The 13,048-nt window shown below is 38.6% G+C and carries 10 protein-coding genes and 1 pseudogene; all 11 read right to left on the bottom strand.

What is annotated here, in order from left to right:
- Nucleotides 1-30: 30 nt before the first annotated feature.
- Nucleotides 31-4,548 (bottom strand): WxL domain-containing protein, encoded by a 4,518-nt coding sequence (locus tag HZ311_RS15860; RefSeq protein ID WP_232092510.1) that lies wholly within the window; start codon nt 4,546-4,548, stop codon nt 31-33.
- A 15-nt stretch (nt 4,549-4,563) separates the two neighbouring features.
- Nucleotides 4,564-5,604, bottom strand: coding sequence for a DUF916 and DUF3324 domain-containing protein (locus HZ311_RS15110; RefSeq protein WP_178946860.1), 1,041 nt, complete (start codon nt 5,602-5,604; stop codon nt 4,564-4,566).
- Between the two features lie 84 nt (nt 5,605-5,688).
- Nucleotides 5,689-6,504, bottom strand: coding sequence for a WxL domain-containing protein (locus HZ311_RS15115; RefSeq protein WP_178946861.1), 816 nt, complete (start codon nt 6,502-6,504; stop codon nt 5,689-5,691).
- Between the two features lie 16 nt (nt 6,505-6,520).
- Entirely contained in the window at nt 6,521-6,835 is a 315-nt protein-coding gene (locus HZ311_RS15120) for an LPXTG cell wall anchor domain-containing protein (RefSeq protein ID WP_232092511.1), read from the bottom strand.
- A 683-nt stretch (nt 6,836-7,518) separates the two neighbouring features.
- Nucleotides 7,519-8,832: pseudogene (locus HZ311_RS15125) on the bottom strand (IS4 family transposase); the annotation flags it as partial.
- 267 nt (nt 8,833-9,099) lie between these two features.
- Nucleotides 9,100-9,369, bottom strand: a complete 270-nt coding sequence (locus tag HZ311_RS15130; RefSeq protein ID WP_062806315.1) for a type II toxin-antitoxin system RelE family toxin — start codon at nt 9,367-9,369, stop codon at nt 9,100-9,102.
- A complete protein-coding gene (relB, locus tag HZ311_RS15135) occupies nt 9,366-9,581 on the bottom strand; it encodes a type II toxin-antitoxin system RelB family antitoxin (RefSeq protein WP_034690365.1) in 216 nt (71 codons plus the stop codon). The genes HZ311_RS15130 and relB overlap by 4 nt, the downstream gene beginning before the upstream one ends.
- 628 nt (nt 9,582-10,209) lie before the next feature.
- Nucleotides 10,210-10,503 carry a hypothetical protein gene (locus tag HZ311_RS15140; RefSeq protein WP_178946862.1) on the bottom strand — a complete coding sequence of 98 codons (294 nt, stop codon included), beginning with the start codon at nt 10,501-10,503 and terminating at the stop codon, nt 10,210-10,212.
- A 425-nt stretch (nt 10,504-10,928) separates the two neighbouring features.
- Entirely contained in the window at nt 10,929-11,639 is a 711-nt protein-coding gene (locus tag HZ311_RS15145; RefSeq protein WP_232092512.1) for a DNA/RNA non-specific endonuclease, read from the bottom strand.
- 29 nt (nt 11,640-11,668) lie between these two features.
- On the bottom strand, nt 11,669-12,415 hold the full coding sequence (locus HZ311_RS15150) for an N-6 DNA methylase (protein ID WP_232092513.1): 747 nt from the start codon (nt 12,413-12,415) through the stop codon (nt 11,669-11,671).
- Nucleotides 12,416-12,483: 68 nt separating this feature from the next.
- The gene (gene ssb, locus HZ311_RS15155) at nt 12,484-12,903 is read right to left on the bottom strand and encodes a single-stranded DNA-binding protein (RefSeq protein WP_178946863.1); all 420 of its coding nucleotides are present in this window, start codon (nt 12,901-12,903) and stop codon (nt 12,484-12,486) included.
- Nucleotides 12,904-13,048: the final 145 nt, after the last annotated feature.

The raw sequence follows: 13,048 nt of genomic DNA on the forward strand, positions 1-13,048 counted from the left end.
AAAAGAGCGGCCACACTTCTCTTCTTCTACCTAGTTATCCGGTACAGCACTCAACTCCCACGTGAGGGTCGTTTGATAGGTCGTTGTTCTAGGATCCGCCGTTGGCGGCACTTCAAGGGCAACACTTTCTCCTGCACTTTCTCCATCACCAAAACGATAGATCCAAGTCCCTGCGCCTTGGCCGTTGCGTGCGGTCACAAGAGGCATCTTTTGTTCTGGGATCAAGACAGCGCCATCTTGGTTTTGGAGTGTCGGTTCCCCATTTTCTTGAACAGAAGCAAATTGTTGGTTATTCAGCACCAGATGTGCACCTCTCAGTTGATTGCCTTGACGATCCATAAACTGATTGTTTTGTGTGACCGCTAGTGTCCATCCCTTGCGTTCGTTCTCTGGTCGACGATCACTGACTTGGATGTAGTTTGGTCGTTCTTCGGCATCATTGAGGGTCCCATCAAGATTCAATAAGCGTTGCGGTTGTGCATAGTAGCGCTTGGTCTGAGCAGAAATGGCTTGTGAACCGAAGGTAAAAGACGAAATGAAATCAATACTCAACAGCCCTTGGTCCTCAGGAAGCTGCGGTTGATTTTCTGGATTCACATCAATTTCTGGATCCAGAGGATCGACTGGTGATACAGGCCCCATATCCCCAACTATTAATATCGTAGCCGGTTCAAAGGTTACATCGTGAAACGTGAATTCAGTGACTGGGTTGATATTTCCGCGATTATTATTTGTTTCCGGGGGATTGATAACACCGGCTTCTTTTGCGGATCCTTCGGTATCTCGTAAGAAAACTTGGATCTCATCATCCATTTCTAAAGAAATCTCACTCAAATCTAGTGTAAACCGTCCGTCCGCTTCTACCGTTACTTTTTCAGTATTGAGAGGTTCCCCGTTGTGCGTGGCGCTTACTTCAGCATCTAGATTATCCGTCATCCCTTGGATCGTAGTACTGTCTTGCGCAATGATGGATGAAGAAAACTGTGCCGGTGTTGGCGGTATGATTGGAAAGACCTCAACCGTATCTGTTAAAATCTGGTGTTCGAATCCATCCATAAGTTCGCCACTGGTTAATTCGACTTTACTGATTCGAACTTTCGATCCGGCTTCTAGCGGTTCTTCCAAATCGATTTCAAAGAGACCGCCACGTGGCTCTTCGCCGTAGATACTGATTCCTGGTGATCCATTCGTATGCCCAACTGTTGTCCCTGTATATTCTTTTTTCTTTTCACCTAAAGGTGATTCTACTTCTACGGTAACAATGGCTTCATCATCCACTGCAGGACGACTCTCACCTAGCCTTACTGGAATACTCACTCGCCCATGAATTTTCTTATCAGCGTTGGTTGGGACTCTAAGTTCATCTGCGATTGCCCACCTAGCATTTGTAGCAGATAGTTTTGAGAATTCACTTAGTCCGGAACTTCCTAATATGGTATTATTGAAGTTTGAATCAGTCGATTTAATAACAGTGGTAAGGCCTCCTAAACCAGAAACTTCGAAGTTGAAACTACTTGAATAGGAAAGATCTGGAAGTTCTGGTCGAGATCCACTCTTTCTCCAAAGTGATAACTTCGTATTTTCTCCAATCATGCTCATATCTACATTGCTCGGGGTGCCAAGAACCGCTATACCTGGAAGGTTCGAACCCGATTCTATCTCATAAAACAAAGGATTATTTAATTCAAAAATACCGTAGTCTAATCCAGCTCTCGATCCTAGATGATATACAATCGCATAATTTTTTTTGCTTATTACTTGAAAAGATGATCCTTCTTTGATCACAATTTTTGCCAAGTGAGTACCTGTGCTTCCAGCTCGATTTACTAAATATAGGGGAACTCCATTATCTGATTGAAGATTAAGTGAGCTATTTTCAATCTGAAAATTAATATTGGGATTACTTCCTGCCGCCCATAAAGATAAAACATTTGGTGAATTCCAGGCCTGTGCACTCCATGCCACAGATGTGCCAATCTTTTCCATGTTGACGTTTGCTTGATTACGAAGGACGAACTCTAGCTCATTTGCTTGTATCCAAATAAGTGGTGTTTGCTCCGTTCCTCCTGAAATATCAACTTCAGAATCATCTATTACAAATTTTATGATTGGCACACCAATTTCATCTATATTTGTTGTAATAGCTTGTCCAAAATCGTTTTCGATTCTCATGACACTTTGCGTCAAAATGTTTATCTCTATATGTTGTGAATCTATATAGATTAAAGAGGAGTAACCATCTAAATGTGCACGGGTGTCTAGAGGTATACGAAGCCGTCGATTCATAAATAAATCGATAGTGCTATTATTTTCAAAAAGAACAGATTCTACATCCGTGAAAAATAGATTTGAATTTTCTGTATAAATATTTCCTGAGTTAACAGTTACTAAACTATTAGTTCCCGTAACTCTCAGACCTGTTTGCCACCCTACTGTACTGACTGTCTTTAGAGTTGCATTACTTTGTATAGTGACATTGGCGTCGGCACCCCACACATGAATTTGGTTGCTTGAAGACACAGTCGGAACAGTAGTAGTGCTTCCTGTATTAATTAATAATTTCGAAGAATCCTCTATCAAAAGTTTGGGACGGGCGGCGTTAGTCCCAATTTGAATATTTTGCAACGATCCAGTCCCTGCACCTATAATTGATAGTTCACTCTTATTACTTAAAGAAAGTAATGCATCTGTTCCTTGTAAGATCATCCCTTGCGAAGCACTGGTATCTGTCACAAGTAACTGACTATTATCTAACTTTACTTGTGGCGTCGTTCCCTGTAAATGAATGCCTTGTCCGGTCGAGGCATTCATAATCATCTCCGTGCTAGCTAGTGATAGTAATGGGTTGGCACCAATCAAATTGATTCGTGGACCAGTAGTGCTTGTAATATTTATATTTGATGAATCAAGAACTAGTCTTGGTGATTCTCCAGCAATATTTAGCGCTGCTTGTGTCGCAGAGACAACAGATAGATTAGAGTTATTAACCTCTAGCTGCGCATTGTCTCCAACTAAATGAATTCCTCTTTTTGTCAACGTGGTTCTAACTGTAAACAAACTATCTTGATGAACAGTAATCTTAGGAACTGTGCCAGAAAGGACGACCGCGTTGTTTGTTGAGTTTGTTGGGATTGTTCCAGTAGATAGTCCTATTGTACTTACTGATAAATTCCCGTTTTGAAGAGCTATTTCGGGATTTTTTCCTCTTAGATCAATCGTATTCGCCGTTCCTGCGGTAGTTGTGATCGTCACGGTTGCGCCCTGTTCTACCGTAAGCTTTGGATCCGCCACTGTAGCAGAAGAAAAGAAGACCGTCGTATTCCCTCGACTAATAGTGACTTCTGCTTGATTGGTTGCTAAGACTTCTTTTGCCTCGATGAACATTTGTGCAGAAGTTGTACGTGTAAAGTTTGATACACCACCTGTAAAGTGAATGCTTCCTTCCGGAAGAGAGGCTAATCGCATGGTATTCGCATTCACTTCAGTTATATCTTCCAATTCAACGGTCCAATTTTTACTACTTTCTACCGTTGATATGATTAATGGTGTAACACCAACTTTTGTCAGTGTCGCATTTTCAAGTCGAATGGTGCTTGCTTGTGTTACTTCTTCTAGTTGAAAGTAAAACGCATTGATACCAAAAGTCAATGTATATCCATTCCCTTGGATAAGTAACGGACGATCCACAGTTAATACGTGTTCGGTAGCCGCTGTCAAATTGGCTTGAACAGAAATGATCCCAATATCAGGATTGCCAACTGCTTCTCTGAATTCTGCCATCGTAGCGACTGCTGCTGTTTCTCCATCAAAGACGGTCGGTTCAGCCACTCGTGTCGCCTCATCGGTCTCTTCCTCATTGGTTTGTTGCTCCTGCGGAGCTTCTGATTCAGGCTCACGTACTTCTTCTACAGGTTGTTCATTTTCTTCCTCTTCTTCTATTCCATTTTCTTCTTTTAATTCCTCTTGTTCAGTTAGATAATCCTCGGACGATTCTATTGCTTCGACCGGGACTTCCTCACTCGTCTCTTCTTTCTCACTGATCTCTAGATGAGCCGTCGTTTCTTCTACCGACAATTCATAGTTTCCCGCTTCTCCAAAGACTAGAGGAAGGACAAATGTATTTTGTGCACGTTCTGACTGAACGATCCATTCGTTAGGCTGTGCTCCTTCCTCAACTGAGGTACCTGTTGGTAATTGATCTTTCAAAAGCGTTGCTTCTTCTGGTAAGAAGACTCGTGCTTCAGACACTTCTTGATCAGAAAAGAATGTCACTTGAAGGGATTCTTCTGCCGTTCCTTGCATCCTGGAACGAGTGAAGAAGAAGCGCGGATCACTGATCAGTTCTTCCTCCAGATAATTTTTCATTGGCGGAAGTTCCATTAGTTCTTCCTCCAGATAATTTTTCATTGGCGGAAGTTCCATTAGTTCTTGTTCCTCAATGTCCATCGTTGTCTCTGCGTAGACCATGCCGACAGGCATGAATACCGCTTGTATAATCAAGAGGGTCGTTCCTAACACAAGCATCGGTCGTCTCAATCTCGTGGTCATTTCATTCACTCCTTCTTACTGTTCTTGCTCGTTTGCTCTTGCTTTCTTCTTTTGAATCAGCAGATACAAAATGACGCCAAGTAAAAGAATAACCAAGACGATTGAACCAATCATCCACCAATTCGTATGATTGTCGATCATCACATCTTCTCTATTCAATTTACGGGCATCGTCGGCATCGATCGTAAATTCTTTTGTCCAAGACCATTCGTTTTCTCCCGACTTTGCCGTTAGGTCTAATATATAGTTTCCGCTGCGAAAACGATCTCCTTCTAACGAAATCGGAAAGTTGAAGTTCGAATTCGGTGCCATCTGCATCATTTCTTTACTGGCCTCATAAAGAACGTCGTTCTCTCCGGCACGTTTGACCGTCGCTTCCACTTCCAAGCGATTCACAAAGGTTGGTGTAAAATTTTGCAAATTCGCACTGATCACATTCCGATAGTTCAACTGATCCGCAAAGACATCCAACAGTTCCAATTCTGGTTCTACAGAATCGCTGGTATTGCTGACGACTACCCCGATCACGTGGGCAAATTCATTTTTGATGGCGACCCCTTCCCCTTCTGGGGCATCGCTATCTTCCTCTTCTTTGACTTCGGCGATTCGTAATCCGCCGGCTAAATACCCTTCAAAGGCATCTTTAGGCATCTGTAAAGGAATTTCTATGGTCTTTGTTTCTTTTCCTGATAAGGTAATGACCTCCGAAGGAGTCATCAGCTCATCCAAGGAGTGGATTAAAGTTGGGTCCGCTTCTTCGGCATCTTTACCATACTCGACATTTCCCAAGGTATTTGTATAAGCCGTATGCGGTGTCACCTGAACGTTAATTGGTTCTGAACTGGAATTGCCAACTTTCAGTTGCAAGGTCTCTTTTTGACCAGGAGCGAGTAATAGCTCATAATACCCTTTGCTTTCATCGACTTGACTTTCGGGGAAAAGCGGGGTGACATGTGTATTTAAGGCCGTCTCTTCGGCTTGGGCTGAAACGGACAAGAAAAAGAAAAGCACTGCTAGAAGCCACAGCCCACTTTGGATCAATCGTTTGTGTCTCATTTGTCATAATCCTTTCTAAAAAAGCAACGCCACAGAAATCTGTAACGCTGCCAGTGACTAATGGAACATGGAAATGGTTACTTCTTAAACCTCATTGTCAGGTGTTAGTTCTAATTCCCATGTCAATGTAGAGGTATACGTTACTGCATCTTTGGCAGTCGAGCCAGGCACAAACAGTTGGATTGCCTCATTTTCTACGACAGCTACCCCATCTTCTACTTGTTTTGCGATCGCATCATGATCTCCCCAAACAGCCGTCGAGGTACCAGCACCTTTTTGGTTAGCTGCCGTCATAATCGGTACGGCATCATTGTTTGGAATCAATTCTAACCCACTTGAGTGAATAGTAGGCGCCTGATTTTCATCGTTAACACTGTAAAGAAGGTCCGGATCGAATAACGTGATTTTTGCGCCTTTTAATACCTTGTTTAATGTATCCGTAGGTGCTTGGAATTCTGTTAAACTTACACTTAATTCCCATCCTTCATTAGTACCGCGAGTGTCTTGGACTTGTGCCAAACTTACATAAGGCACCTTGTTTTCTTCACCTGTCGTTCCTGTTTTTTGTTGTCTTTCAGCGACCATATTGTAATGCTCATCTGTAGTTGAGATAATCTGTGAGCCGAAGTTCATGGTTGGCACCGTTGCGATCGTTAAAGGTCCTTTGTTTTCTCCATCAGGACCAGTGACTGGCGGAATAGTTACCTCAGGGCCATCCGGTCCAGGATCAACGACTGTGTCATCATTTCCTGGCGTGAAGGTGATCTGACCATCAGTGGTTGTTTTGCGAACTTCTTGTGTTTTCTTCTCTTGATCAGTTTCTTCGGCGAAGGCTTGTACGCCTCCGGCAAAAATGGTTGTTGATAATGCAGCTACAGTTGCTAAACGGATAAATTTCATTCTTAAATTCCTACTTTCATTTAATTGTTTTTTGTGTTGCTTTTCTTCTTTTGTACCCTAAGACTAATAAAACGCTACCCACTAAGAAACTGCCAATCCATAGTCCAAGTGAGCTATCAATCATATTGGTTTTCGGCAAGGTGCCGTCTGGCTTTTGTGGGCTGGTGCTAGGTGGTGGGTCTGGCGGACCGATTGGTTCATAGACCCCGGTAAATCCAATCGATCCTTCGGACTCAACGGATTGGACCTGTGTTCCGTAAACCAGCAACGGAAACTGCATCGCTATTATTAGGAAACATAGAACGATTATTTGGCCGACCGTTTTTCGCATATTCCCTCCTCCTTTAATGTTCTTCTCAAAATTCATCGTTTTTAAGGAGACAAAAAAAAGACATTCGATAGAATCAAATGTCTTAAAAAAAGTTATTAAATTAGTCTTTCTATTTCAGAATATAAATAACGAATATAAATTCTAAAAAACGATGGTTTTCGATGCAAATCATTAAACAAAATAAGGATCAACTTGAAGCCTTATTTGCATCTCTTATATTACAAGATTCTCACCAAAATAAATAATCGAAATTTTCACTTCGACATGCAAATTTAGAAAAACAAATATAAAAAAAGAATCATTAAAAAGAGCGTACAGCAATTTTTTCTCTGGATACTTTTGATTGATTCATATAATTCAGAAAATATTTTTTGGCCATAAATCGTTACGAAATCTAGATTCAGTCAAATACCGCATTCACTATTTTTCAGAGCAACCCTTCTAAAAGGTGGAAAACTAAAGTTTGATTAAGTTAATTGTTCATGGAGAGTTAACTTAATTAAGCTCGTTTAAATAGTTGGTAGGAACCCAATAGAGTATACTCCAATGTCATTAAGTTAAGGCAAAAAAGTAAATAATAGTCTCAAGTATATCGCTTTTTTCTTCTTAACTTGACTAATTTTATATTTTTGAGCAACACAATAAAACGTCCTATATGGTATAGTCCGATTTATAATATTAGGCAATCGATATAAAAAACCAACAAATTTCTTTTTTGTTATATTTCTCTGGTTACTCCGATTCTGTCGTACGGGGAGGAAATATCTTCTTATCAAAATTTCTACATTGACGGTTTGATCAAGAAAAAATCTTTTACAAATGCCTATAGCTTGTGTGAAATTAAGCTGATAGAACTGCTTTAAAGGAGCTGATAACGCCACTACCTGAGCAATTTCCATTGAAAAGTTGTATATAATGAGACGAGCGTAAATTTCTTGAATAATAAACTCTAGTTTCTTTGAGTGGAATTGGTTTAAACCTAAGGCATATTTTAATTCTCTAAAGGAAGTTTCAATTCCCCAGCGTAAGTGATAAAGTACTTTTAAATCTTCGCTTTTAAAAGTGAAGGAATCAAGATTCGTGACTAAGGATTCATAACTATCCTCACTCAACTTAATCCGAACGACTCTGAGACTAACGGGATAGCTTTCTTTTGAATCGGGGGGTAGATAATCAAAGCTGGCTTTTTTACGCACAAATTGATAGCTTTTGTCAGCTTTGATTTTATTGGTCTGTCTTCTTGTTAACCAAAGGTTAACCTCTTTATCAAATGTTCCTTTTTGAGGTAATCCAAGTCCTTTAAGAAAGCCATTACTTTTGGTATCTTTTACTCGAATTACGATTTTTTGACCACTTTTTCTAATATGTTCGTACACGTTAAATGACTCATGACCACAATCTGCAATAATAATTGTCGGCTTTTCAAAAGTAAACGCATCAACCATTTGACACAAGCTGCTCCGTTCGTCTAGCTGTCTAATTTTTTGGAAATTTACCGATGCATAGCATTTATTTAATGGGTCATATAAAGCATTGAGATGAAAAGATCCTACAGGTTTATCAAACTTTCCGATGGTGTAATGGAATTCAGGATCGTTTTCATCATAAGGAATATTAATATCGGAGCCACCATGAGCCAATAGTTGGTACCCTTTATATTGCTTGTTTTGGTTATTTGAAGGAATGGTTCGGTAGAAGAGTTGTTTGAAAGCTTCAATCTTTATTTTACTTCGAGCCTGTACAAATGCGGAAGCAGTTGGCGTTTGAAGTATAAAATCAAAGTAAGAGAGTAATTCACTAGAAAGACTTTGTCCACCGAAAGAGAGAATAATTTTGAGAGTGGTCTCAAAAGATAATTTTCTATTTCGTGAAAAATCAAGCGGAGATTGAGCAAAAATTTCAGGTTGATTTGTAATACCGCGAATTTGATCTTCTAAATTTTGTTTGATTTTATGAGCTGCTTGAAGTGTGGATGAAATGTTGATAGTATTAGACATAAGGGCACCTCCAGAATACGTAGCGCTATGACGTTTTATTATTGTTAAAATAATTGTATCAAGAGAGTGTCCTTTTACATAGAAAAAATAAAGCAGGGAAACTTAAATGTTTTCCTGCTTTTTGCCTTAACTTAATGACATTGGGGTATACTCTGTTGGACTCTAGATAAATTTCTTACTGAGCCTAACTAAGTAAACAGCTGAAAGAATTAAGTAAAAAAGGATCAAAAACTTAAAAGTTTCTGACCCCTTTATATCGTGAAATAACTAGCCTTCATAAATGGTTTCTCGTTTGCCTGCTTTAACAACAAGAACTAAAGCATAATCATCATGAATATCACATATTAATCTATATTTTCCTATTCGATATCGCCACAACCCACTTTTATCAGCCGTGAGTCCTTTTCCAGTCCACCTTGGATCTTCGCAACCCTCTATATTCTTATTCAACCAAAGTAAAATTTGATTTCGAATGGGCTTATCTAACTTCAAAAACTCTTTTTGTGCGCGTTTATCAAATTCAACGTGATACTTCATAAACCTTCAGCCTTCATCATATCTTGAAGAGAAACAGATTCGCCAGATAAATTTTTCAGAGCTTCAGATCCAGCTTGCAAATCTAGGTAATCTTCAATTTTTTCTGTCAATGCTTGTTTCATTAACGTTGATAATGGCTGACCAGTTAGTTCAGCATAACTTTGAAAAAATGCCTCTTCTTGCTCATTTAACCTTATTGTAGTAATGCTCATCGTAATCCCTCCTTATATATGCTCATTGTAATACATAGTAATACAAAAATCAAGTTAATCATTATGGTGGAAACTCTTCATAAACACGACATTCTTGCTTAATTTTGACGATTTCGTAGACTTTTTCCATAAATTCAGCTCATTTCTTTTAAGGTTTTGGTTTTTCAACATACATTTTTTTTTAACGTTTTTCTGAGGCGAAATGGTTTTAAAAAATTTCAATTTTCAGATCGTTAGATTTCGCTCCTTTCTTTGATTAAACTTCGTTCCATTTCTTCCCAACTGTTATCCTCGGCGTGCTTATGCCCTACACCTGTAGCAGGCAGAAAAAAAGGGAGTGCTGTAGGGAAAAGTTTTGAGTGATCTTCTCAAAAGTTTTCCCGCCCCTTTTTTTCTGAATGCGGAAGGTGTATAAGCAGTGACGCTGAGGGGAACAGTGGCTTGGGAAGAAATGGAGCTTAATCAAGACATCGGACGAACGAGCTGAAAATCGCTTTGAAATTTAAGCCCTTGATCTTGAACTTGCCTTTTTGGTTTTGAGTTTTTTTTGTATTTTTACTAGTTAGTCATAAAAGAAAAGCCCTAGAATAACTAGAAAATTCTAGGACTTAATTTTTGGGGTTTAGAACTAGTTATTCTTCATATTTCTTCTATCAAATACAGTCACTTCATTTATCACAACTTTTTCAGTCCGTTTATCAAATATTATGGGTCTAATTTTTTCTAACCACTCTTCATTGGTTGCTTTGAAGATAAGAAATCCTATCGTGGAAAAAACAAGCATACCAGTACTGGATTCAATTAACTCTCTTTCATACATTGGGTGTAAATCTGCTATATAATCAATAATATTCTCATCGGTATATTCAAAAGACTCTATATATTCTAAAGTTTTTTTATCATAAACATCGATTATTTCCATTTCGTCATCTCCATTTTTAGTTTTTAAGTTTTCAACATACATTTTTTTTAACGTTTTTCTAAGGCGAAAAGGTTTTAAAAATTTCAATTTTCAGATCGTTAGATTTCGCTCCTTTCTTTGATTAAACTTCGTTCCATTTCTTCCCAACTGTTATCCTCGGCGTGCTTATGCCCTACACCTGTAGCAGACAGAAAAAAAGGGAGTGCTGTAGGGAAAAGTTTTGAGTGATCTTCTCAAAAGTTTTCCCGCCCCTTTTTTTCTGAATGCGGAAGGTGTATAAGCAGTGACGCTGAGGGTAACAGTGGTTTGGGAAGAAATGGAGCTTAATCAAGACATCGGACGAACGAGCTGAAAATCGCTTTGAAATTTAAGCCCTTGACCTTGAACTTGCCTTTTGGTTTGGATCTTGATCTCTTGTTTTTTGGTTATTCCTTTGTCGCTTTCCCTGTTGAATAATCAATCGTTATTCCAGCCTGTACATTTGGTATCAGAACGTTGAAATTTATTTGCTTGTCTTCAATACTCTCCGCTTCTAATTGGATAGCTCGTGGGACTAACTCATTATCCATAAAAATAGGTGTTACTCTATAACGTACATGATTATTTGTACTCTTTAAGTATTGCGCAATCTCATTCTCATACTTGACCATGTGAATCTGATTTAATTCTTGTGTGCCAGTAAATAGGTTTTTCCAGTTTGCATTTTCGCCTGTTAGTTGAAATCCGAGTAAATGCGAGCGATTATAAAGCCAATTACCATCATCTAATTTTTTTTGATTCCAACCAGTCGGATAAATCATTGAGATATCCTCTCTTGGTTCTGAAGGCATCATACTTTTATGTAGCAAGGCATCCGCAACTCCAACTCTATTCAATGAATCAAGATCCGAGAATGTTTGCCAGGGTTCAGTTGATTCCAATTCTTCTAGTGTGAAATTCGCATAATTACCATTCAAATTTATAATGCTTTTTATCTCGTCAATTTTAATTTCCCCAAGCTCTTTTACCGGTTGGCTATTGGTTTGGATCATAAAAGATTCGATCATGTTTTCTAAATCGACATTTATCATCCCACCACCTATAAATAAACCAATCAAACCAATTAAAGTCGTAAAAAGAATCTTTAATTTCTTCACTTTTTTTCTCCTTTTTTATTAATTTAGCTTTAGCAAAGAAGAAGGGAGCGCTTGCGACCTTCTTCTAATTTGTTTTCTATCTGAAGCAGTGGTTTTATTTTCTCCTCTTGATCACTGTTTTTTTCAGGAAATAGGTATTTTGGATTGATCATGTGAAAGGGTGTATACCAAGTTGAAAATTTTTCTCTTGATAACGAATCTTTTACCTCACATACGGCATTTACGCCAAGCAATGAAAGCTGTACATACGCCATTAATAAACAATTTTCATCGATATCTTCACACAATACACGTAGCTGCTGTTGATAGTTATACCCCTTACGTTCCATTGCCTGCGTAAATGCGATTATCATACTACCTGCGCCACACGCTGGCTCGTAATAACCAATCCATCCTTTTTCTTCGATTAGTGGTTCATTTTCCGTTAAAGTTAGTTCGGACATTAACCTTGAGATCTCATAGGGTGTAAAAAATTGTCCGGAATCTTTGTTACTAATTTCGAGATCCATATAAATTTCACCGAGCCAATCCGTCACTTTTCGATCAAAAGCTTGTACCAATAAACAGAAACATTTTACAAAGACATCACTCTCCGTCTTCGTGTATTTTCCGATTATCTCGACATAATCAGCTTCTCGGCTATCAAATTGTGTTTTATCTACACTATTTGATATGGTGTATGCCATTAAGTGAACCCAATCAAAGAAAATTGTAGATATATTCTGCTTGCCAGATAAATTTTTTAGTCGTTTCGTAATCTCATTTCTATAATTCATCTTTTCTCCTTTATTCGGCAACCGCATATGCGGTTGCCGATCTTTCATTTTTAGTTAAATCATTAATCTTAGAATGGTAAATCATCATCTGAAATATCAATTGCTGCACCTTCAAAGTTTGGATCACTATTATCGTTTTGTTGATTATTTTGCCGTTGTTCGTTGGCTGTTTTTGATTCAAGAAATTGGAAAGTTTCTACTACAACCTCAGTCACATAAACTCGTTGTTGTTCCTTATTTTCATAACTTCTTGATTGAAGGCGTCCAACAATCCCGATTAAAGAACCTTTTTTTGCATAATTTGCTAATGTTTCCGCTGATTTCCCCCAAATGACACATTGGATATAGTCCGCCTCACGCTGTCCTGCCTGGTTCGTAAATCTTCGATTGACTGCTAATGTAAAACCAGCTACCGCCTTACCACTTGACGTATAGCGCAAATCAGGGTCTTTTGTTAAACGTCCTACCAAAGTTGTATTGTTAATCATAATAAATTCCTCTTTTCTTTTTTTTAAGTCTAAAATTTAATAAAAAGTATGATACAGAATAAAACGAATTGAATCATTGTTCTACTAATCTCACTAACGACGTCACTCGTATATCTTCATCTTTTGACTGATACGAAAGGGTTAT

Origin of the sequence: Enterococcus mundtii (assembly GCF_013394305.1) — a bacterium.
Taxonomy (GTDB): domain Bacteria; phylum Bacillota; class Bacilli; order Lactobacillales; family Enterococcaceae; genus Enterococcus_B; species Enterococcus_B pernyi.

What these genes read in the sequence shown, in the direction of transcription:
- HZ311_RS15860 (WP_232092510.1), bottom strand. Translation starts at nt 4,548, where the DNA reads ATGACCACGAGATTGAGACGACCGATGCTTGTGTTAGGAACGACCCTC.
- HZ311_RS15110 (WP_178946860.1), bottom strand. Translation starts at nt 5,604, where the DNA reads ATGAGACACAAACGATTGATCCAAAGTGGGCTGTGGCTTCTAGCAGTG.
- HZ311_RS15115 (WP_178946861.1), bottom strand. Translation starts at nt 6,504, where the DNA reads ATGAAATTTATCCGTTTAGCAACTGTAGCTGCATTATCAACAACCATT.
- HZ311_RS15120 (WP_232092511.1), bottom strand. Translation starts at nt 6,835, where the DNA reads ATGCGAAAAACGGTCGGCCAAATAATCGTTCTATGTTTCCTAATAATA.
- HZ311_RS15130 (WP_062806315.1), bottom strand. Translation starts at nt 9,369, where the DNA reads ATGAAGTATCACGTTGAATTTGATAAACGCGCACAAAAAGAGTTTTTG.
- relB (WP_034690365.1), bottom strand. Translation starts at nt 9,581, where the DNA reads ATGAGCATTACTACAATAAGGTTAAATGAGCAAGAAGAGGCATTTTTT.
- HZ311_RS15140 (WP_178946862.1), bottom strand. Translation starts at nt 10,503, where the DNA reads ATGGAAATAATCGATGTTTATGATAAAAAAACTTTAGAATATATAGAG.
- HZ311_RS15150 (WP_232092513.1), bottom strand. Translation starts at nt 12,415, where the DNA reads ATGAATTATAGAAATGAGATTACGAAACGACTAAAAAATTTATCTGGC.
- ssb (WP_178946863.1), bottom strand. Translation starts at nt 12,903, where the DNA reads ATGATTAACAATACAACTTTGGTAGGACGTTTAACAAAAGACCCTGAT.